The 21,652-nt window shown below is 56.5% G+C and carries 14 protein-coding genes and 1 pseudogene; 3 read left to right on the forward strand and 12 right to left on the reverse strand.

The window, feature by feature from the left end; all coding sequences use genetic code 11:
* Positions 1 to 189: 189 nt before the first annotated feature.
* The 7 genes from PQR42_RS28025 to PQR42_RS28055 all read right to left on the reverse strand — a co-directional run bounded on the left by PQR42_RS28025 (position 190) and on the right by PQR42_RS28055 (position 11,930).
* On the reverse strand, positions 190 to 522 hold the full coding sequence (locus tag PQR42_RS28025; protein ID WP_408494058.1) for a hypothetical protein: 333 nt from the start codon (positions 520 to 522) through the stop codon (positions 190 to 192).
* Between the two features lie 167 nt (positions 523 to 689).
* Positions 690 to 4,517, reverse strand: coding sequence for a hypothetical protein (locus PQR42_RS28030; protein WP_408494060.1), 3,828 nt, complete (start codon positions 4,515 to 4,517; stop codon positions 690 to 692).
* A gap of 26 nt (positions 4,518 to 4,543) precedes the next feature.
* A complete protein-coding gene (locus tag PQR42_RS28035; RefSeq protein WP_408387426.1) occupies positions 4,544 to 5,776 on the reverse strand; it encodes a hypothetical protein in 1,233 nt (410 codons plus the stop codon).
* Between the two features lie 25 nt (positions 5,777 to 5,801).
* Positions 5,802 to 8,126, reverse strand: a complete 2,325-nt coding sequence (locus tag PQR42_RS28040) for an ATP-binding protein (RefSeq protein ID WP_408387382.1) — start codon at positions 8,124 to 8,126, stop codon at positions 5,802 to 5,804.
* A gap of 134 nt (positions 8,127 to 8,260) precedes the next feature.
* Positions 8,261 to 9,985, reverse strand: coding sequence for a BAR domain-containing protein (locus PQR42_RS28045; RefSeq protein WP_408387383.1), 1,725 nt, complete (start codon positions 9,983 to 9,985; stop codon positions 8,261 to 8,263).
* Positions 9,982 to 10,359, reverse strand: a complete 378-nt coding sequence (locus PQR42_RS28050) for a hypothetical protein (protein WP_408494062.1) — start codon at positions 10,357 to 10,359, stop codon at positions 9,982 to 9,984. Before PQR42_RS28050 ends, PQR42_RS28045 begins: the two co-directional genes overlap by 4 nt.
* Positions 10,356 to 11,930, reverse strand: a complete 1,575-nt coding sequence (locus tag PQR42_RS28055) for a hypothetical protein (protein WP_408494064.1) — start codon at positions 11,928 to 11,930, stop codon at positions 10,356 to 10,358. The genes PQR42_RS28050 and PQR42_RS28055 overlap by 4 nt, the downstream gene beginning before the upstream one ends.
* Before the next feature lie 179 nt (positions 11,931 to 12,109).
* Between PQR42_RS28055 and PQR42_RS28060 the strand changes: the two genes are divergently transcribed.
* Both PQR42_RS28060 and PQR42_RS28065 read left to right on the forward strand, forming a co-directional pair.
* Positions 12,110 to 12,472 (forward strand): hypothetical protein, encoded by a 363-nt coding sequence (locus PQR42_RS28060; protein ID WP_408387385.1) that lies wholly within the window; start codon positions 12,110 to 12,112, stop codon positions 12,470 to 12,472.
* 56 nt (positions 12,473 to 12,528) lie between these two features.
* Positions 12,529 to 13,710 carry an AlbA family DNA-binding domain-containing protein gene (locus tag PQR42_RS28065; protein WP_408387386.1) on the forward strand — a complete coding sequence of 394 codons (1,182 nt, stop codon included), beginning with the start codon at positions 12,529 to 12,531 and terminating at the stop codon, positions 13,708 to 13,710.
* Between the two features lie 589 nt (positions 13,711 to 14,299).
* Here PQR42_RS28065 and PQR42_RS28070 read toward each other — a convergent pair.
* The 4 genes and pseudogenes from PQR42_RS28070 to PQR42_RS28085 all read right to left on the reverse strand — a co-directional run bounded on the left by PQR42_RS28070 (position 14,300) and on the right by PQR42_RS28085 (position 19,086).
* The gene (locus PQR42_RS28070) at positions 14,300 to 15,547 is read right to left on the reverse strand and encodes a TRAFs-binding domain-containing protein (protein WP_408387387.1); all 1,248 of its coding nucleotides are present in this window, start codon (positions 15,545 to 15,547) and stop codon (positions 14,300 to 14,302) included.
* Positions 15,548 to 15,572: 25 nt separating this feature from the next.
* Positions 15,573 to 15,971: pseudogene (locus PQR42_RS28075) on the reverse strand (TIR domain-containing protein); the annotation flags it as partial.
* Between the two features lie 129 nt (positions 15,972 to 16,100).
* Positions 16,101 to 18,212, reverse strand: coding sequence for a DUF4062 domain-containing protein (locus tag PQR42_RS28080; RefSeq protein WP_408387388.1), 2,112 nt, complete (start codon positions 18,210 to 18,212; stop codon positions 16,101 to 16,103).
* Positions 18,213 to 18,372: 160 nt separating this feature from the next.
* On the reverse strand, positions 18,373 to 19,086 hold the full coding sequence (locus PQR42_RS28085; RefSeq protein ID WP_408387389.1) for a hypothetical protein: 714 nt from the start codon (positions 19,084 to 19,086) through the stop codon (positions 18,373 to 18,375).
* Between the two features lie 233 nt (positions 19,087 to 19,319).
* Between PQR42_RS28085 and PQR42_RS28090 the strand changes: the two genes are divergently transcribed.
* Positions 19,320 to 19,586 (forward strand): hypothetical protein, encoded by a 267-nt coding sequence (locus PQR42_RS28090; RefSeq protein ID WP_408387390.1) that lies wholly within the window; start codon positions 19,320 to 19,322, stop codon positions 19,584 to 19,586.
* Positions 19,587 to 20,152: 566 nt separating this feature from the next.
* On the opposite strand, the gene PQR42_RS28095 is transcribed toward PQR42_RS28090, so the two are convergent.
* Positions 20,153 to 20,650 (reverse strand): toll/interleukin-1 receptor domain-containing protein, encoded by a 498-nt coding sequence (locus PQR42_RS28095; RefSeq protein WP_408387391.1) that lies wholly within the window; start codon positions 20,648 to 20,650, stop codon positions 20,153 to 20,155.
* Positions 20,651 to 21,652 lie beyond the last annotated feature (1,002 nt).

The raw sequence follows: 21,652 nt of genomic DNA on the forward strand, positions 1-21,652 counted from the left end.
GCAAACACGCAAACCTGGCCGTCGGTCTGCAGGATCTGCCTGAACGGACTGACACGCCCTGCCCGTTCACACGCGGTCCTTCAACGCTGTGTGAGATTCAAACCGTTAAAGACAGAGGCAAACCTGACGTCAAACCCAACCCCGGATACGACATTTCTACTTTGCTGCCACTACGACATTTCAGAATGGCTATGACAGGTTGTGTAGTAGCTTTTTAGAAATATCCGGTTCTGGCTCATTAGAAAATCGATGGAACAGAAATGTGGGTGGTAATTCAGGCTGTCTGTACAGAATCAAGGGTGGAAATGACGGAAACGACAGTTTCGGCTTTTTCCATACGGATTTCTGTCCATCAACGAAGCCGCCGACATTTCCCCCGGTATTTCTGTACATCGCCGTTCGGCGGCGCGAGTGCAGCGAAATTTCCAGCGGCTCAATCGGCTGACGATCACGATGTTTCCAACCATGAGAGTGCTTCGGAGCTAAAATGTGAACGCGGGCGGGTTTTCCTTCGATATTCACAAATTTGCCTCCCAGTGAGCGCTCCAACGCAACCGGCCAGCCAAAATCGGCGCTTTTCGATGCAAGCTTGCGGTCAAATGGAAAATTCCGGCGATTTCGCTATTGGGACGCATCAACGCATGCACGGCGCGACAATTGTTTTTCGCCAGCCGGACGGCTTTGCAGCTCTACTCCGCCGTGGATGCACCTCGCTTCTCATCACGCTCCGCTTGCAAGGCATACGAGTCCGCTAGTTGTCGCAGGTGGCTCGCCAGCCTGTTAAACCCCGCAGTGGCCACGGCTGCTGCCTGGTCACGATATCGCTGCGCAATCCTCGCTTCCTCTGCACCGCCCGAGAAACCGTAGGTGCCGCGCGAACCAAACAGCTCTTCGACCATGCCTTCGCGCATAGCGTCCGCATCGCGCTCGTTCAAAGCCTCCGCGACCACCGCATCGATCCACAATCCGCCCTGCCCAGCAGGCGCGTGCGCGAGGCATCTGCCGAGAACGGCCAATGCGACCTTAAGATGTCCACTTTCCGTACATTTCGCCTTGATTGCTGCCAGCCACTTCCGGAAGTCTGCTTCGACCACGAACCCGTCCGGGCCGACACCGGGGCAAGTTCGCCATGTGGTCAGTAGACGGTACGCCTGACTGGCCCTCTGCTCTTCCTGCTCGTTTTCCGGCTTCTCTGTCTCAGCACCCGAATCCGACGGTGGCGCGTGATGAATCGACCTGAAAGCAAGTTTGAGGAAGCCGCAAAATGTTTCAGGGTCCTGAGCCAGACGGCGGTGCAATACCACGGGCGCCATTCCTCGGTGGAAGTCGAGGACGGACAGGAATTGCCATTCAATCTGGCAAAGCGCATCCGGGTCAGCATCGGTACGACCTTGCAACTGCTGGACCAACTCTCCGAGTTCGTAGAGTGTTATGTCGGAGACGCTTGTCTCCTTCTGAATCGCGTCCTGGAACGCTCGTGTCAACACGTCGGTGGGCACCTGCTTCTTGTCGCGCATCGCGCGATGTAGAAGGCGCAGCGCAGCAAAGGGTCTGTCGTTCTCTAAAAGTTTAAGTGCGCATTCAAGCGTATGCTCCGGTTCGACGTTCTGCCATACCTTGATAGCCAGCCAGTATTGTTTGCTTACGGACTGGCCACCTGCCTCCACCCGCGTCCATGCATCAGGCGTGAATGGAAGATAGGTGAAAAGATGCGCCACTTCCGCGGGTTGCCAATCAGCCCACGACAGGCTATCAAGCCAATGCCAACCTCCTGTCGAAAATCGCCCCTGGACATAACCCCTTGCGGCGTGCTGCATCGCCTCGGACCCGGCTATGAGAAAGTGCGGCAAGAGGACTCCATCGTCGCACCTTTCGTTGAGTTCGCCCCACGAAGTCCCCACGAGATAGGGTGACGAAACTTCCGATATGAAAGTGAGGAGGGTCTCGTTGCCGATATCCAGCAGTTCGCGAATCGCATCCTGCCGCCGCATCGCAAGACTGGCCACGTGCGCACGCCAGTCTCCCGGCGCATCATGATTCGTGGAATCGTCAGGGTCGAACAGGCTGAGACTTCGAATCTGCGGAGACGGCGGGGTCAATTTGTGAGATATGACTGACAGTCGATCAAGCTGCTCTGGCCGCATCGCCCATGCGGCATCGGAAACTAGTCGATGCTGACAGATAGTTTGCTCGAGACGTCGCCAAAGTCCGTATCGCTCGCGTTCAGCCATACCCGCAATTTGCTTTGAATCAAGAAGTTCGACCGTCTGTTCCCATTGTGGAGGAGGAAAGCTGGCCATGTGGTCCAAAAGATCCGCAAGCCTGCCGGGTTTTCCGGCAGCAACCTCAAGCGCGAGCCCGATGTAACCTGAAGTCTGCTCCCAGTATTGCGGGTCGCTGACAGCGCCCGACCAATCGTCGGGAATTGATATTCTCCATGTCGGCTTGTGACCACCGTTCGAAAACGTGTTCGCGTTTGGCATCAGCCCGAGTAACAGCTTCCAGCCGACGTGCTGCAGCCTCGCACTTTTTGCGACAAGAGATACTGCAGACAGCCGCTCCGCGTACGATGCGCACGTCTGGGGTTGCCAAGGCAGAAATATTGTGATCAGTGAGTTGATCGGGCGATTTACCCACCTCCCACCGGGGTCCAGCGTTGCCAGTTCTGCCAGACAGTCGACAACCTGCCCGAGATAGGCGCGCTCCCACGCCAGGGATTCCAGCCCCCAGAGTAGTCCGGCCATGTAGTTCTGGCCGAAGACGCCGGAGTCTTCCTCCTTGAACACGGCGACGAACGGTGACGGGGTCGCCCCAAGGGCGGCATCAACGCTTTCCAGAAGCGCTAACGGAGCTCCTTCAGCAAGCAACGGCAGCAGTTCGTTGATACTTGCCCATTGTTTCGAAGTAGCGTCCTTGAGCACCGACCTCACAATCCGGGAGGAGACAGAAGCAGAAAGCCCGATGGCGCACGACGTCAGTGAATCAGGTCGCGCACCAAGCAAGGCCAATGTCGTGGCAACGCCGCCACGCAGCGTCGCTGAATGTGTGAGGCCTTGCCCAAGCAGTCCTGCGACTGCTCGCCTTTCTTTCGTTAGGCCAAGTGCTGGGTCATCCTCCCCGAGTACCTTTTCAGCAGCATCGAAAAAGTCGCCGAGGTGGCTGTCGTAAATCAGGCCGCCCAGCGCATCCCAACCCTCGCTGAGTGAAACGAACTTCCACACACCATCTTGATGGGTCACCGGTGCGTCACGTTTCGTCGCTACCTCGCGAAGTGTGGTTACCCAATCGTGATACGAGCGTCGTGACAGCTTCTCTACTACCTTGATATCAGCCGGAAATCTCTCGTTCCACCCACCGAGGAGCATGGCAATCATCAAGTCGGCCGCGCGTGGACCGTTCGCCCACGACGGCGTCGTCGGCACGTCCTTCAGCGAACGAACCAGCACTCCAAGATTGCCGTAGCTCTTGCGAGCAACAGTACGGGCACGCTCATCGGCAAATCCGGCGTCCCGAAGCGTCCTCTCGAGCAAATATGGCTCTGGATTTCGCAATGAAACAGATGTCGAATGCCTGGCGCCTCCGGGGACGCTGCCGTACACGATTCGATGCCCACCTCTTAGCGCCTTTTCAAGCAGCTTTGAGCCGCCCTCGCTGGAAACATCAAGCGTGGGATCCGCGATCAACACGTGAGGTTCGCGCCTCGAAACGATTTCGTTCCATGCATGCGGGCCGGAAACGATGAGGCAGCGGCCAGCGACATCAGCCTGACGCTCCGCTTCGAGACTTGCGATATACGCAGAAACGAAATCAATCACCTGTTCCGGATGACGGGTTTCAAGGCGTAACTGCACTGCTTCATCTGCCAGAACCGCGTCCAGCCGTTCGCAGGCTTCCTGCCTGTCAATCAAAAACAGTTCCGCAGGCAGGTCAGGAGGTGCGCCTGCAGATTTCAGCAACCGCCAGTGTTCACCCGGTACTTCAAGTTCCTCTACGGCAATGCCCAGCTGTTTCGCGAACCATAGCTCCACGGCCGGCACGTGATGCAACCAGTCAGTCAGCTTTGTGCCGTCGATTATGCGAACGTCTTTCCACTCGCCCCGTTGCTGGCGCCGTGCGATCCACGCCAGCTGGTTTTCTCCCCGCCAGTCAGCCGGGAAATCTCTCCTGCCGGACAAGGGGGTCACGAAGATAAACGTAGACGTCGCGCGCACTTCAACTGGGACAGCCTTCGTCAACGCCAGGTAGTCACCGTTCGCTTTCTTCTGTGCATCGATGCTGGTGCCGATTTCCCAATACGACCGCCCCTCTGGAATGAACGGTTCATACGGATATTCCGTGTTCAGTTCGCCGTCCGGTCCGTGTTGTCCAATACTGTCGCCGAGGGGAAATCGGCGGTTTGTTGGGCGCGGCGAAGATGCTGCCACCAGACGCCACACAAGCTCAACTACCAGCCCTTGCGCCTCGCGGGAGTGACCGCGCACCCATTCGTCGAGGAAGTTTTCAGTAATCAGATTCAAAGAGATCTCCCGCTGGCAGCCCGGCCCTACCAATCCATATTTGCCGCTCGCTCTTGCCGCGCGGCATAGTCTTCCATGAACTTTTTCATTGATCCGATAGATCGCATGGCCTTAGCATACGTACCGTCGGTTGCGTACTTGAGAACGGTAGGCAGTTCACTCTCCAAACACTCACGGGCAGGCTCTCGCGTGCCCGACCACAGGTGCGTGATAAATAGTTCGATTTCCCGCAGGGCACTCCTCTCGTCAAACTCCGGCCCTCCAGTCAAAGAATAACGATGCTTCGGATTCCTGGTCAGCAGGACCGGTACTGCCCCTGCTCCTGAGTGAAAATTGAATGCTTCACCCCGCTTTCCGAACGCTCCGTGCGCCATAAAATTCCGGATTTGCGTCCGGAGTGCAAGAAGGTTGTCATAGTGAGTCTTCATTGTCGGCTCGTCGATATCCAGCGCCGCCCTGAATTTCGTCTTCCAGTCGGCCTCCGCCAGCTTTGCGACTTCTTCCCCGTTTTCGACTCTTCCCTGCAGAATGGCCAGGTGAATGAATACGTGCTCGGTCCAACTGAAGAACGCCTCTATCGCGGCCTGTGCGCTCCACTCCGCTTCGTCCCTCAGTCTCAGACCCGGAAAAATATGCGAAAAGCGCAACTTGTGGTTGTTCAGCCCCTCCTCCGGCTTCGTCATTTCGTCACGTCGACGCAATGCCTCTGAGCCCAATGCCTCGAATTGCTCGCGGAAGAATTGATATCGTTCGAACAGTACGGCACTTCTGTTCACGACGTTGATATTGGGTCCCTTCGCGGCGGTCCTGGCACGCCACTCGAAGTACGGTTCAGCGGCGGCCACCGCGTGCTTAAGGAGTCGAACTATCTCGCGGGCATCGGCTTCTGCCTCCTCGCTCGACTTCGTACTGCGTGTTGCGGACGGGTCAGGATTCGGTGCGAAGACTCCGATTCCCATCTTCCGATGCTCAATTCCATAGAGCTTCCCGCGCAAGCGAACCGGTACAGCCCAAGCGACCTTTTCCCACTGTCCAAGATGGGGAAATCGCAGAAGGTCGACCAGCAGAAAATAGACAAGATAGTACGGCGGCAAATCACGTCCGGCCTTGGTCCACGAGGAAAGAAAAAACTGTTTCGCCTCCTCGCGAGACACCGGAGGCCCAGCAGGCACGAAATCCGCCATCGCAGCGAGGACCGTCTCACGAACCTTGGCCATTTCAGATGGTAATTCTTCGTCGTGTGTAGGCACGGCACCCATTTCCGTCATAGTCTAATCACGAACGTTAAACAATGGCCATCATAGCGTCGTAATGCTGCGTGTCATTGGCCCGCACCAATGCAAGCAAATCGGTAAGCACAGCGGGCGCCTCCGAAAGCACGGAAAGGTCATGCTCAGGTTCCGTTATCTGCTCCATGTGGGAATGCGTGTGCAGGAACCGGATGACTCGAGCCTTCGCCGCTGGGTCACCTTGTAGCGCCTCCAACTGTTGGGCAAGGTTTCCTGCTCGCCCAGGAACGCGAAACGCGAGAAACGACTCCAGTAGCCGGCGGGCGATGTTTGGAAGACCGTACACGTCAGCGAGACTCGCCGGAGCCGCGGATTCAGCACCGGCCTTCACACACCGGAACAGGTAGTGGTATTCCGATTCGTATTCGTGCAGCAAGGGATCAAGTGTTCTGAGGTACGCGTTCCGCTGGCCGTCGTGAATGCTCATGGCGAGCATGTAGAAGTGTGCGCTCTTCGACTTCTCAGGGTCGTACGGACGGTCCCGCAGGCCTCCTGCGTAGTTGAACCAGTTCTTGACCTGCCGGAAAAAGCCAAAGTTGTGCGTCAGAACAAATATCTGCTTTGCGTCCCTCGTCCGGTCTTTCATGTACCCAAATGCACAATATAGGGAATTTGCATCGAGGCTCGACACGGGGTCATCGATTACAACGACGCCATTCTTGATATCGAAATCGGCGTCTCGCAGCGTCTTGAGAAAGTACATGAAAGCGATCGCCGTTCGTTCCCCATCGCTCAGATGCATAGCGGGGTTGCTCCCCCGCATGATGGCGTACCCTGTATCCCTCGTTTCGAAGCGCAGTTCGTCCCGCCCGAGATAGGCTGCCATTTCGCGACTGAGCTCCTCCGCTGGTTTCAGGTGCTGCCTGATCTCACGCTGCAACTTCGCTATATCGTTAGTAATGGGGTCAATCTTCTTTCGCACATCCTCACTTGACATAGTCAAATCTGCAACCGTCTTTTCACGGATGGACCATTCCGGGAAGCTCTTCACGCCTTCGTCAATTTCGAGTTGGGCGCGGGCAGCGGACGCAGACTTCTGGAAATTTTCCGTGTACTCGTTGTGAGACTCAACAAGGCGAACGATCGTATCGGCACCTGCCATTCCGACTGCGATGCCCATCACGTTCAGTCCGTTGAGCACAATCTCCGCTAAATTGACCAGCACGGAGTCGCTTTCAAAGTCAACCACGCTCAGATAGTTCTTGAGTTCGAGCCGGGAAAACGGGTCACTTGTCTTTGCCTCAAGCGCGTCCTTTAACCGGTCCAGATACATCTCAATGAGCACCGATTGTGTCTTCAACTTCCCTACGGCCTTGTCGAATTCCTCGCGCAGGTGCGGATACAGGGCCGACCTCTCGGGAATTTCTCGGGCGCGGGGTTTCTCGCGAAGCGATTCAACGGAAGACAGAAGCCCGCTAAGACGCTGTTGCTGCGCTTTGAAATGGTCATTGAAGTGTGCTTCGAGCGCGGCGACCCGGGCAGGGTCGAGTTGCTGCTTGCAGAAATGACAGTGCGTCTGTCCATGTTCGTGGAGCCGCATGCCACGCTCGACCCAACTCGCGACGTCAGGAGCATCGACCAGTTCCTGGAGAGTGCTCGCCACCACCGTCTTTTCCAGCTCGATGCCAATCGCGCCCGTGAGTTCGCCAAGCTTAATGCTTGCAAACGACGGAACTGGCAACGTGGGCATAGGCGTTCCCGCCAACGCCTCCTCGAGGCGCTGTCTTTCAGAGGCCTCCAGCTGTACCGGCGCCTCCGGGGCCGACTTCAGCCTTTGCATCAGTTCCTTGAATCTGGGGGCCTCGTAGTTGTTGTAACGTGAATCACCCAACAGCAGGTTGCGAATACCCCTCGCCTGACTGGTGCAAAAGGAATTCAGTTCTTCGGTTCCGGCCTTCTTGTCCTTCTCGATTGTCGACAGTTGCACGTTCAATGCATCGCGCTCGGCCTGCAATTCGGCAATTCGCTTCTGCTTCTCCGCACTGTCTTCGCCAATGTAAAAAACCGGCGGCAGTGCTTGCCCCGGCATTTCGAAAACGCTCCGGTCCACGAAATCACGGTTGAAGACACGGATGGCCGGCAACTTCGCGGAAGTAAAATCGGAACCGGACACCACGGTTCCATCGACAACGAGCTCGACAACACCCGTATCAGGCGACACTCTCTGTTGCAGAGACCGGAACAAAGTCGATAGCGATGTCTTGCCCGCCCCGTTCCAACCATAAATCAGGTTGTATCTTCCGAAGTCAGGAAGCCCCTCCCAACGAAAATCGCGAAAGATACGGTAGCCTTGCAGCTTCTGGATTCGTTGAATTGTCATTGTTGTTTCCATCGTCTAACACGCCGCGCATCGCTGGGCCGTCTGACCCAGACCATAGCGACGATTCTTTGCTCCAATCGTGCTGGCTGCGGCGGTTCCACATGACGCCTGCCCTAAATCAAGCGGGTATCCTCTCAGCCACCCGGCGAGGCTTCCGGCTGCTCTGCCGAATCTTCAGCAGCATCTTCGCGTCCCAACCGCGATAAGCCATATAGAATCTTCACAGGGAACGGCGTTCGATAGTGTCGGAACGCGATCATCTCCATTGGATGAAACCCTACCTGACCGTCCTCGCTAAAGCTGGTTATCGGGTCGTGCTCCAGAAACTTGTTGATCCGCTCGCGAAGTGCCTCGGCCGAAGACGGAAACTCCATGATTTCCGTGTTTCCAGTCGTCGTGTGTATCGGGCCAAAGAACATCCGTTTTTCTGATTCGGAATCTGGATGCCAGACCTGAGGCACCACCTGAGGAACCTCTTTCCGCAGCAACTCCACCGCATTGGCGTATTCTCGCTCCATACCAAGAGCAACACACCACAGCAACACGTACGCAGACATCCAGGACGCCCCCATCATAGTCGCGATGAGTTCGTCGTGCTGGCCTCCCTTAAACTCGACCAGGTCATCGAAGGAATCGCTGCTGATTGGAAAATCGAGTCGTCGTCTGAACGAGAAGAGCAGGCGGCCGCACAGTTCCGAAAGCCAGCCCAAGGCGGCAGCATGCCGATTTGTCATCGTCAGCAACAGAAGTGCAAGGGACACGTCAATGGCGTTTCGGTCGAGCCTGGGCGAAGCGGTCGCAGGCATATTCGCTAACATAGCTGCCAGCAGGTCAGCGATGCCGCAGGCAGTTTTGTGTTCGGAGTCGTCTGCAAGACAGAATATTGCCAACCCAGTCGTCGCCACCAACCCGACGTGCTCGAGGAGCACTACACCGTATTCAGCGCTCTCGCGTGTGTATCCAGACATGCCATCCCGGACCATCATGTACGGCGCCATCTTTCTAACGTATGCCATGGCGACATCCATATAGGTTTGCGATAGCCGCATGAAGGATTCTCGCACCTGCCGATGGCTTGGGTCAGAGGATGACTGAATCCGATGCCAGGTCTTCAGCATGAAAAGCTCTGCTGCCACAAGCGTCTGTCTCGTGTCACCAGCGTCCTGAGCGGCCTTTGCAAACATGTGCAAAGCGAGGTTCAGTCGGGTAATCGCTTTCACAAGCGGCTTGCCATCCTTGACGGTCCCATCAAGCTCACCGGATTTGCCAAGTCCGAGCTGGCGCCGCAACAGCCGCTCCAGGTCTGCAAGGCTGTATTCCTGCTCGCCGGCGAATGCCAGTGCCTTTCTTAGATTAGTCCGGTCGTCCTCGACGAATACGTGTTCATCGAGCATGTGGCGCTCAATCAGGTCTGCGACCTTATCGCCACCCCAAAACTCGAATTGAGCCTCATTTGCGCGCTTTTCAATGTACGCAGTCCAATTACGTTGCGTGTCCTGTTTCAGATCACCGGTCGTCGCCAGAATGATTCGCTTACGTAGCGGTTGATGCGCGGGCTCCAGATCTCTGGGAAGGTAAACCTCGATAATCTCGTCCAGACTCTGCCGGACGGCCTGAGCGCTACCATCCCAATCCTGCCGTCCCAGGTCACCCTGCTTGATGGTCAGCAGCACCAGCTCCTCCACCCCGTCCACCGGGTTCTTACCCACGACTGGCAAATCAACGCCGTACTGCCGCACGCCGGTCTGCGGTCGGGCTACAGGCACATATCCCATCGCGGAAAGAAGGTCGGGAAGCAACCTGTCGAATTCGTCACGCTCCCGCAACGTACGCAGGAAGCTGGAAATAATAAGCCTCATTTGCTCTCCCTCCGTGCGGTTTGGAAAATCAAGCGTCGGTAGGCCTGCCCGACAGGGTCAAGTACGTCCCTGCGCGGCAAGGCAGCCGTCATGCGTTGTGTCGTCATCTTTGTAACGGCAGGGTAAGCACCATCGAACATCCTGAAGAAGCCTGTGCCGCCTTTCACAGGCACTGTGTGGACAATTTGCGCCCACACCGATTCCTTGCGCGCCGCCCTCATTGCGCGCTCCATTTCTTTTGCGCGGGCGAGCGCGAAATCTCGTGAAAGGCGAACCGGCGGCATCAGTTCGTTCGCGACAGGTAGTGTGGTGAGTGCCTCCTCATTCGCCTTTATCGCATGCACAACCTCGTCGATCAGTTCTACCTCGCTCAAATCAGCACAAGTGCCCGGTATGCCACCAAGGCCTCCAGCGTCTGGTCCGGATAGTCATAGCCGACTTCGCTTACCAGCGCTTCCTTGACAAGCTGGAATGTCCGCTCCTTCGCATTGGAGATCCGGAGAAGCGATAAAGTAAGGGATAGAAGTTGTCGTTCCTGGAGCACAAAACCAAGAATGCGTCGGTAAAGAAAAACCAATCCCTGTGCGTCGAGCGAGTCAGCTGTGGGCATGTCGAGAGGTACACCCGGTTTGCCATGCACTACCGCGTGCGATAGCAACCCTCCGGCCGCGGCGGCCGGGTTACGCTCGTCATCAAGCAGCCAGTTCGTTACGAGCTTTCCGAAGGCACCAGGCTCTCCCATCAACCAATGGACCGTTTGCGGAAAGAGCCTTGCGAAATCAGAGTCCCCAAACACACCGCTACCGTGTTCACGAATCCACCTGGTAAACCAGCCGATGACCTGCTCGACAGCGGAGCCGCCGAGGAGCAGACAGAGAACATGATCAACACTTCCGAGTTCGTCACTATCCTCGATACCCAGCGGGAGACAGTCGCCTACCAGAGGAAGGATAGCTTCCAGAGGCTCCGTGGAGCGGGAGATTGCGAACAGTCCCGATGCAAGCGATTTGATGGCCGTCATATCCCGGGTTTCCATCAACCGCCTCCAGGTATCGCGACACAATTCATATTCGGGAAGGCCGCATACGACGTTTTGACAAGCTGCGGCATGCAAATCCGTGCCCGCGTCGACAAGGTACGGTTCGAGACTTTCCTCGATTGCCCGAACCTGTTCGTCGGTTAGATTTCTGCTGGTGCATAAACGTCCGAGCATCCACATGCATACCTCGCGCGTTACGGCGCTATCACCGCGTACGCCGGCCGAAACGCTATCAAACACTGACTGGCTATCATTGGTCCCCAGTGCATACAGCGCCGCACGATGCAGGTCGGAACTTGTTGAGCTCGGAGCGGATGCACAAATTTCGAGAACTTCGGAGCAGAGCTCAGTCCGCGAGGCCAGCGCCGCAACGAGCTTCTCAAAAAACGGCGTGGCAATCATGCTGCCATCGTAAGCCCCTTGCAGCGCGGTGCAAAAGGCGGATAGTGAATTCGCCGAAATGGCGGGCAGTTCAGTCAGCGCTTCGCCCATCATCATCGCCAGACCGAGCGGCCTTCTCTCTCCGCTCGACTGGATGAACGCCGCCGCGTCCAGCAGGACATCCCGATTCACACTGCATAAAACAACGAGGTGTGCCGCAGCGTGCACAGGGTGCAGTAGCTCGTCCTGTATCAGGCTCTCCGCAGCGACAAGGTATCCGGTCGCAACGTCGTCGGTAAGCCCCTTAAAAATCTCCGCTGCGGCCAATCGGTTCCGCTCCTTCAATGACGCGAAGACCATCTTGTTTCCTTCAATCCTGTAAGCATCATCAACCAGAAATGCAGTGAGACTAGCGATGTCTTCGCCAGCGACCTCCGTCTCAAGAGTTAACGTTCGCGTCCGGTGAAGCTCCAAAGCGAGTTGGCCAGGCGTGCGTGGCGTTTGATTGATGAGAGAGCCGGACATCGATAACACCTCTTGGTGGGTAGACCGGCGAAATTTTAATGTGCTTGACGGCCACCGGGGTAGGTCACCCAGATTTTTCGGACCCGTCGCCGGCGCGTGGGTCATACGCCTGTTTGTCATGCTAGGATTTCCCGACCGAGCTTGACGCAGACCACCCAGACCACCAACAGGAGACCACCATGAATAGCCCCGGCAATGCTCATCTCGAGGCGAAACAACTGATCGCGGACGAGATCCGCTCGATGTTCCCGGAGGGCGCTGAATTTCACTCGCTCAACCCGCGCAACTTCTTTGTCCTTTGGCCTCTCCACGGACAACCTGAGGGCCGTACCCAGTGGTCGCGAAGCATTTCAATCTACTTTTCCGACCAGTTTCTCGAGGCCATCGTAGCGCTGTCCGACGAGGCCCGTCGACCATACATCGAGGAGTTCCGCAGAATCATTACGCAAAGGATGGCGGGGTTCGACGAGGGTCGCGCCGTGCCATATGGGCAGGTCAAGGACGCTCTTATTATTGATGTAGCGCAAGACCTCGCGATTTGACGGTCGGCCTGACGAAGGTGCCCTGGCGGACCAAGCCATTTGGCAAAGGAACTCACATGATTCCGCAAGCGCGCATTGAGGCCATCGACGAGGCAGCGATTCGGCAACTGCTGGGCGTTGCCCGCGAGGGTCGCACCTTAGACTTTAAGGAAGCCCTCGACCTCTCCGACGCAGGCAGGCGTGCACTGGCCGAAGATGTGTGCGCATTTGCCAACACCGTGGGCGGTGACCTCGTGTTTGGCATTCGCGAACAGGGTGGCGTCGCCGACGAGATCATCCCGGTCGAACTGGAGAATTCCGACGCCGCGCTGCTGCAACTCACGAACGCACTGCGCGACATGGTTGAGCCGCGCGTGACGACCACCCTGCGCTCGCACGCTGTGCGTCTCGCGGGTGGCGGGCACGTCATCGTTCTGCGCGTGGGCCTGAGCCCGAACGCGCCGCATCGGGTACTGCGAAACAATCACTTCTACCTGCGCAATTCCGTCGGCAAGGAAACCATGGACATCCACGCCATCCGCACCGCTTTTGCGTTTGCCGACTCGCTGGCTGACCGTGCGCTCGCCTTCCGTGACCGACGACTTGAGGCACTGAAAGCAGGGAGCAGCCCAAGGCCGCTGCAACTGGCACCGCTCATCGCAGTCCATGCCGTGCCACTCGCTGCGCTTACCCGGCGCAGCGCCCACCCGGTCGAGGCGCTGAAGACCAGCGGGCGACACCTGATGGCGGCAACGGTTGCCCGTGGAAACCCGCTGAGGACTGCGGAGGTCAACTACGAGGGCATAATCTGTCCGGCCGACAGAAATGCCGAAGACCGGGTCGGTGGGTACGCGCAGCTGTTCCGTGACGGCAGCGTCGAACTCGCCGGATGCCTCACGACGCACCTACTCCCTAATGAAGGTGATCGAATCTCGGCTTTGTATCCCAGTCAGTACGAGCTGCCTCTCGCCCAGGAAGCGCTGCCAGCCGTCTTCGAAACCTTCGCCACACTTGATTTGCCACCACCGGCCTACGTGTTCGTGAGCCTGCTGCATCTACCCAATGCATTGCGCATAGGCTTCCAGCCGCCGCTCGAGTTTGCCCGCTTTCCGCCATTGCCGGCTCACCTTACCCAGATTCTGTCCGCCCCGGTGTACGTTGAAGATTTCGGGCAAGATCCGCTCGAGATGATTCGTCCCGCACTGGATCCGGTGTGGAACGCGGTGGGCGAAGAGCACACCTGGACCCAGTTCCAGTGATGCACGGCATGAATGCCACCGGGGCTACCGTAACGCGAGCGGTGGCTGCACAAGCGTCAACGAGGCAGTCGATAGCTACCTGATAGCTTTCGGATATTCATCCGAAAATAACAGCATCAAGTTGTACCTCCTGCTCATGGTGCTTTATTCACAAATTCGCTCCCCTGAATCGCACATTCACAAGTTTGCTACTCGGCCGTTCTGGCCCGTTCGACGTTCACACATTTGCTCCGCAGCACTATCAGTGCTGCACGCCGACGTTCCCTCTGCGTTTCCTGTACATTGCCGCTGGGCGACGGCAGATCGACCAGTCCATTTTTTTGCCTGAATACCCGGCATTAGCCAGTCACCTAGCGGGATAGACGTATTACTCCGGTGGTTCCAAACCATCCATCCATGTTTCACGCTCTATCCCGTCGATCAAACCTAAAAACGATGCGAGGCAGGCCAAATTGCCGTCTTGCAATCCCATATCACCGTCCGGGAGCCTGTGCTCTGCCCGTTGCAGTCGCTCAAGCCGGCCCAGTTACCTGACCGGTCCAGTTCGCTGAGTTCGCAGAGGCCGAGATATTCGGGCGGCACTGGAATCTTATGTCGTTGCGGCGCGTTCCAGTAGCGCTTTTGTTTCCGTGAATGTCTTGACTTCCCAGTCTGCCGGATTCTCATCAAGGAAACGTTGCTCGTACCGCTCGCCGCTTTCATTGTCGCCCAGCGCGAACGAACACTGCGAGAGCGTCGCATAAATCCATTTCTGGTCTGACCGGTCACCAAAAGACGGATCGTCGATCAGCCCTGTCAATAGTTCAATGAGCAATTGACGGACTTTTTTCGCGCTCATCAGATCAAACTGTTCCTCGGCGGGTTCCGACTGAATCCGTGCACGCAAATCAAGGCACGTCGCAAGATTTTCGCCATTGTAATAGTCCCGCCTTATCTCAAAACCCCGCCGGTAGTAGCGGATCGCGGTATCGAGCTGCGTCCGGTCGTCTGTCTGAATCCACAGCCGCTTCCTTATAGCACCGGCAATTCCCAGCGTCTCCGGATCATTCGAAACTTCCGGGTCCAACGCATCGATGATCGCCCTTGCGCGCATCAGTGCATCAAGTGCGGAAGGACTTTGCGCCTTGTATGTGGCGAATGCAAGGCGTTGGACGATGAAGGTATCGTTGGTTTTCATCCTGAGCGCACATTCATATGCCTTCACGGCGTCGGCATGCTGTCCATTTCGATGTGCCTCTTCGCCCTTATGGAGAAACTCGGACAGCTTTTCCTGCGCGACTTCAGTCTCTTCAAGCACCTGCTGATATCGCTCACCATTCATCAAAGGTTTTTGCAAACCGGGCAGATAGGTATAAACCGGACTATCCGTCTCTCCAGATTCAAGCGCAGCCTTGATCAATTCTTCAAGCGCGCGCCGCGCCCGTACACTCTCCCGACTGCCAATGTCGTCGCCGAGATGGGTGTACTGAAACGTGCTGATGTGATTAAGGTCGAAATGCAGCCGTCCGCCCGACTCACTCATGATGATCGTCGTATTGGGACAAAGGGCATGGCGCACCCCAAGTTCGTATATTGCATTGACATTGGCCGTTGAGATATCAGCGATGACCAGTTCAGCACGCAGCAGAAGCTCATACATCCTGCTGTCTATCACTCCCGAATGCTTGACGTCGTCAGCACGCATGCAACGAAGACCTGCGGCCTCTGCCGCAGGAGAGATGATTGACTCGTATGTTGCGTCGAGGTCAAGCGTCCTGCCTGTCTGGAAATCTGTCTTCCTGCCGAACCCCATCACAACAAAACATACCTTGCGCGAATCTTCACTGATCGAATGCATTTCTGGTCCCTGCCGTTTGCTTTTTTTATCGTCGACCCTGACGCTTAGCGGTCACGGTCCAACGCCCTCTTCCATCTATTTTCATGCTGAAAGGTAAAACTGGATCTACTGGAAGCGAGAACGAGGTCCGTACCTTCAGGTGATCCACTACGTTGCGGATGCGATCGATTGCCGGCCCCATCAACTCGGCGCGCGTCTTGGGATCAGGGGCGCTCGCGTATTCAAGTGGTATCAGTCCTTTGAAGTCTGACGCCAACTTGATCTCGGTCTGTCGTGGAACAAGCAGAATCGTTCGATGTCGCCCGAGTCGCGACATAAAGAATCCCAATTCGAAAATCACGTTATCTCGTGGTGTTGCGGAAGTGCGGTCACGCGAAAAAACAAAATCATCCGGCGCAGCAAGGGCGATTCCGAAGTCCGCAAGGTTGACCTCGCGCTGTCGGTTGCCTGCAGCAGCGCGGGATAGTCTCTTTCAGTCATTGTTGTCCCATAGTTACTGGCGAGATAGCTCGGCAGGATCCCTGCAACGGGCAGGCTATCGCCAAGGTCTGGCTTACCGATAGGCAGTGGCGCGGCTGAGTACCAGCCGTGAACCTTCCGAGCGCTTAACCCGGTACAGTCGTGGTTTGGCGTCATCGGGCGGATGCGTCTTGTCGAGCCAGTCCGGCAGATCGTCCTCGATAACCATGGTGCGCCCTGACTTATCACCGAATGCATCAAGCTGTTTCCGCCAGACGCGCACCACATCCCCGGCTTTGCCCGAGAAAAGTGAAGCAAATGGAAGCAGTCCAATCGGTTGGCGCAACGAGCCGGACTCAAATAACTCCAGGGCGTCTCTCGCACAGGTAACCGCAGAGCGCGCCTCGATTTCAAGCAATCCCAAGCCAGCCCTTGCGCTAGCGGTTCTTGCTGCATAGCCCTGCAGCCTGCCCTGAATCTCACGGACTTTGGCCTGCACGATCCGCAGTCGCTGCCGGCGTTCACCGATTGCACGGTATCCCGTCCGAAGAAGGTACATTCCGAGCAACGCGCCGAGGACAGCACCGGCACGCCTACCATCCAGCCACCAGTCGATTGCTGCGCCCAGCGCCGCCACGGCCGCAATGCAGGACCAATAGGTCCGGGCCTTAGCGTTCAGACCGGAAAGGTTCGTGTTCACCGACTCCTGCTGCGCGAGAAGTGACGAATCCGCTCTGCCCAGCTCCTCCAGCTGCACGATCTCTTTGTCGAGCGCGTGAGCGGCTGACCCCTGTATGGACGACAACTTCTGAAGCGCACCTTGCGCATCCTGAACCAGACGACAAACCCAGCTGTACTGCTTCGACGCGGATTGCCGGGCCGACGCAATGGCCACGTGTCGGCTCGCGCCTTCATCCAGCAGGGTCGAAGCGGCACTGCCAGCAAGGGCCGCAAGCCGACCTTCGATTATCAGGATACGGTTGGCGTTGCCGACCATTTCGAGACGCATTTTTTCGATCATCGCGTTGGTCGTGCCTCGCAACGAACGAAGCTGAGGATCGGCGAATATCTCCCGGAGGCTGGGAAAATACAGATCGCCGGCAATCCGGACCTCCTTCATCGCTTCACCATCTGCACGTTTGATCACAAGGCAGCGGGCCAGCTCAATTCGGGCCTTTGCATAACGCGGCGCAACTTCTGTCGCCTGTCGCGCATAAAGCACCGCTTCGTCATGCTGTTCCAGCAAGCGCGCGGCTCGCGCGGCCAAGAGGTAGCAGGCCGACGCGCGTACGCGGGAGCCCTGATCCAGTGCCATGCGCGCAGCACGTTCACTAAGCTCTCTTGCCCGGACGCAATCCTGCTTTCTGCCCAGTGCAACATAGAGCGAGGCAAGCCAGTAATTGCTGAGAATATCAAGTGGCCGAAGTTCGATTGCGCGCTGCAGATGCCGGATTGCGCAGCCATAATCCGCCAACGAAATAGCCCGTTGCGCTTCTTCACGTTGCTCGTAGGCCGCGACAGCCGCCGGCCGCATCAGCACATCGCGCGTTTCCGAAAATTCCGCACGATCATCAATCATCGATAGCCCGCGCAATTCAAATTCGCGGGATTCAAGCGCAGTGACATCCGAGTCATCCAGTACGCCTTCATCGGAAATGGCGTCAAAAAGATCGCGATGCTGATCTGCGGCTTCAATGTGCAACTGTCCGAACCGAAGTTCAAAGAGTGCAATTACCAGCGCCTCAAGAATGCCTTGTGCAATCTGCTCCACACTAGCATCGGGCTCAAAGAATCCGACCGTGTGCCGGCTGTCGACTTCCCGCTGCCAGTCGCCCAGCGAGGTACCCGCCGGCGCGAACCGGATACGGCCGTCGCGATAATGCTCGCCGATGCAAAACACAAGGACACGCACACCGGCTTCGTCGCGTACGGCCTCCTCATATTCAAGATGAGTAAACGATTTTGAGTGCCCCGGTGCAAATGAGCCATATTCGTCACCCAGCAGCAGTATCATGAATTCCGACCTCCGAACGTGCGCGAGACATTCTGCAAGCGGAGGACGGTGGCTGACCAGTCCGTTGTTCAGATCAACAGGCGAAAATTCCGCGATCGGATGATTCGCGACTTTTCTGGTTAGCTGCTCACGGAGTGCTGCAAACTCGGCAAATCTGGAAGCGATAAAAACTGAAGTCTTTGCTATTGACATATTGTTCTATGACGGCCCTCACCATCACCGCAGCCTCGACACGACCCGGCGGCGCGCACCCGCTCAGCAGCCCAAGCCCTTTCGCGAGCGGGATTCAGTATGAAGTGCGTCCTGTGCCGTTCTCGATCCGCTGGTGCCCATCAACCTCGATTAGTCAGTTTCAGTCTATGGCATAAAGAACTCCAACCTGCGGGTAGTCATTCAGGTCTTCCTTTTTTCGCGCGAGAAGATAGAAAAAAGGATTGCCGCCGATCGCCTCGGCGATGGCGTTGCCGACGGCTAGTGGAACGTACCGGTGCCCGCCGAAAAAACCCGGCTCCCTTCCCCACGATATGCCACCCAGCATCTCCCTGGATTTTCCACCACGCGCAACCGCTATCGAGCTAGGCATTGTCGGCTCGATAATTTCGCCCGTCTCCAGGGTGAGCCATGCATGAAAATTCACACCCGCACGCTCTTCACGTGCGAGTTCGACCGGATCGATGCCGCTCTCACTCCAGCGGCGGATATCTTCCCATGTCGGGTTATAGACAACAGTCTCGGAGGTCCATAACTGCCCGATCGTCAGGCGAACCGGAATACCGAGCGAGCGCTCAAGAAACGGTCGCAGATAATGGCACCACTTGAGACATTGGCCCGCTGACGAACTCAGATCGTCTATCCCGGCCGCACTGAACGCTTCACGAACCGGCACGTCGCCCGAACCAAGAACGTCTCCATCCAGCCATTTCGCCGCAGGTTCTTTGAATCCACATCGGTTTGTGAATTTGATCGCCTCTGCGAACCGCACCTTGTAATCGCCAATCTCATCGACACGCTGCGGCAAAGCTGCAGGACGATAAGTCAACGACAGTAACCTGCTGAATAGCGACATCCCTAGTATCCGCGTGATAACGACTGACGGCATAACGGCCGGACCACCCAAAACTTTAATCTTTTACTGAATGCTAAATCCGGCTGGAGGCAATCCAAAGGGCATATTCAAAACTTGAAACACCATAAAACCAGGCGCGCTCTCGTGACCGCCATGATTCATTCCATGAACTGATCACTAGCCATTAAATTTTCGCTCAGCTAGCGCGAAGCTTGGGCACAACTCCAGGGCACGTGTCGCTGACCACGACGCTCACCTTGTCGCACTCGTGGGCCGGCTCGACGCTGACCTCGCCGCCGTCGCGGCGTATGCCGGATTTGCGTCATCGAGCAGACTGTCAGCACACGCTTGATCATGCTCTGGTTGGCGCAGACGCGCCGACAAACGAGGCGGGATATGGGTCTGAAAACGGATCGGCCGGCCTGCGCCGCCAGCTCGAATTTCCGGAATACGTCCTGCGCGACGTCTCCGAGCGGAAACGTCTCGAGCGTGAGTTGTAGGTTCGCATGCTCAAGCCGCGCCAGATCGAACAGCGAGTGCGAGCCGCCCTGTCTTCGCGCTTTGGGCGAGCGCAATCCAGACAGCGACGGTACTCGGCACCCTTGAGCGTGTCGTCGTTCAAGGAAAACGTCCCCAGATAGCTATTCAGCTAACTCAACGGCTTGCGAGATATTCGCGAAGAGTCCGCGCCGCTCTTGGTCCTGCCGTTTGAGTTCTCGCCACTGCAAGCCCGGCCGATTCGATCGGCCATCGATAGCGGCGCTGAACTCCTTGCGACTATGCACGCTACGCGGATCGTCGCCTAGAATCGGCAACGGTTCGTCGGCCAGAAAACCTCACACCGGTTGCAGGTCGACCTGCATGCGGCTGATATGCCCGAGTGGCGCATCGTCGCGTGATGCGTCCCGTTCGCGTCGAGGAGGTAGACCTCGACGCGGGGATGGACCGCCATCAGTGATCCGCGCAGTGTACGCAATGCCGCCGGTTTGGGGCCGTCATGCCCGATTAGCTATCCCGAGTTGCGTCGACCGCCTGCGCCACCGCTATCGCTGTTTAGTGATTCCGATTATTGCCCGAGTTTAGAACGCAGTGATTGATAGAATCGACGGGTGCTGCTTCGCCCGACGCTAGCGGTTGCGGTGTTAAATGATTCGTTGCTAACGCCGTCGAGTAGCCTTGTTTCACGCGACATCTCCGAGACCGTCTGCGCGTATTTCGTTAGGTCACTCTGGCTCTTCAAATAAGGCCATTTCATTAAATATTCTGGCAGGGCGACGTTTGTTCCAAAAGTCGCGAGCGGGAAATCCTTTTCCGTCGCCACCCCGATTTCCCACGGTACCCACCATGATAATTTCGTTGCCTCCGAAACAATCGCAAGAAGGTGCGAGCACTTACTCAACTCATTTCGTAAGTGATCGGCAATCTCCTCCCCCCGTCTTAGGTCTGGATCTATGACATCGAGATAGCAGTCAATATCGTGTGAGTTCTTCATATAGCTCTGAACCCGCAAAGCAGCGGAAGAATCTTGTTTCTGATGGGAAATGAATATTTTCACTGTAGCCATGGTTTTCGTTTATTTAAAAGTTTATATCCAATCGAATCTGAGTGGTTCTTTTTTCAGATACTGTCATCTTGACATGAGCACATCTGACCTCTTGATTCGTGCGGGAGCCTTCTCCTCGCAGCCTGTTTCATACGCTTCTTTAACCGACATATCGAGATTCAGCAGGAAATCTTGCATTTGGAGATTATCTTTTAAAAAATCTCGCTGCCTTCATTCATCCTGAATCGAAAATGCCACAAAGACAGTTTTTATTTACCAGATGGTCTCCGCCGGTCAGGTAGGCCAGAAGGATGCTAGATCTTAATACGGCGTGGAACGCCTTGCTATGCTTTTTGCGAGCAAAGACAGTGCGGCCTAGCATTTGCAAATGCGCCTCGCATCGATTGATCCGAATTATGCAGTTTGCGTTACATCGAGACGTTTATCGCAGATATCCCATTTGTATTCCAATTTTCGGAAGCGTCGTGCTTTGCGGCCCGCCATCGGTTACTTGCGCACGAGAAAATCCTCTATCTTTCACGTCACATTTTGGGAGATCGGCTAGTTGCGGAAGCCTTCGGCCTGCGGTTCGAGCACGTACCGATTACATGTCGATCTGATCCTGGCACGCATCCTGTGACGCGAGCGCAATGCGCGTGCAGTCGCCGCCGCCGCGAACCCTCGATGCCGATGCCCACCGGTCGAGCAGCCGAGCGCGAGTCATGCCGGGCTATATAAATCGTCCCCCTTTCAACGCTGTTGTGGAATCCGATAAACAGAGGTCGCGCTGCATCTCTGTATCCGGCCGGAGTGCTTCGGTGCTTGGACCAGCTTTGAAATCAGCTCAATGAGAGTTTGATGGACCTTTTTTTTGCACTCAGCCGATCAACCACAAACTGCTTTTTTTGCATGGTCCGACTGAAACCACCCACACTTGCCGCTCGCCAGCGTAACAGCGCATGAGCATCGACAGCAGCTTGTCGCTGTCAAGCCGATCTGTCTTGGCGCGACGCGCACGGCGGT

The organism is Paraburkholderia sediminicola (genome assembly GCF_046027355.1).
Taxonomy (GTDB): domain Bacteria; phylum Pseudomonadota; class Gammaproteobacteria; order Burkholderiales; family Burkholderiaceae; genus Paraburkholderia; species Paraburkholderia sediminicola_B.

What these genes read in the sequence shown, in the direction of transcription:
- PQR42_RS28035 (WP_408387426.1), bottom strand. Translation starts at nt 5,776, where the DNA reads ATGGGTGCCGTGCCTACACACGACGAAGAATTACCATCTGAAATGGCC.
- PQR42_RS28040 (WP_408387382.1), bottom strand. Translation starts at nt 8,126, where the DNA reads ATGACAATTCAACGAATCCAGAAGCTGCAAGGCTACCGTATCTTTCGC.
- PQR42_RS28045 (WP_408387383.1), bottom strand. Translation starts at nt 9,985, where the DNA reads ATGAGGCTTATTATTTCCAGCTTCCTGCGTACGTTGCGGGAGCGTGAC.
- PQR42_RS28055 (WP_408494064.1), bottom strand. Translation starts at nt 11,930, where the DNA reads ATGTCCGGCTCTCTCATCAATCAAACGCCACGCACGCCTGGCCAACTC.
- PQR42_RS28060 (WP_408387385.1), top strand. Translation starts at nt 12,110, where the DNA reads ATGAATAGCCCCGGCAATGCTCATCTCGAGGCGAAACAACTGATCGCG.
- PQR42_RS28065 (WP_408387386.1), top strand. Translation starts at nt 12,529, where the DNA reads ATGATTCCGCAAGCGCGCATTGAGGCCATCGACGAGGCAGCGATTCGG.
- PQR42_RS28070 (WP_408387387.1), bottom strand. Translation starts at nt 15,547, where the DNA reads ATGCATTCGATCAGTGAAGATTCGCGCAAGGTATGTTTTGTTGTGATG.
- PQR42_RS28080 (WP_408387388.1), bottom strand. Translation starts at nt 18,212, where the DNA reads ATGTCAATAGCAAAGACTTCAGTTTTTATCGCTTCCAGATTTGCCGAG.
- PQR42_RS28085 (WP_408387389.1), bottom strand. Translation starts at nt 19,086, where the DNA reads ATGTCGCTATTCAGCAGGTTACTGTCGTTGACTTATCGTCCTGCAGCT.
- PQR42_RS28095 (WP_408387391.1), bottom strand. Translation starts at nt 20,650, where the DNA reads ATGGCTACAGTGAAAATATTCATTTCCCATCAGAAACAAGATTCTTCC.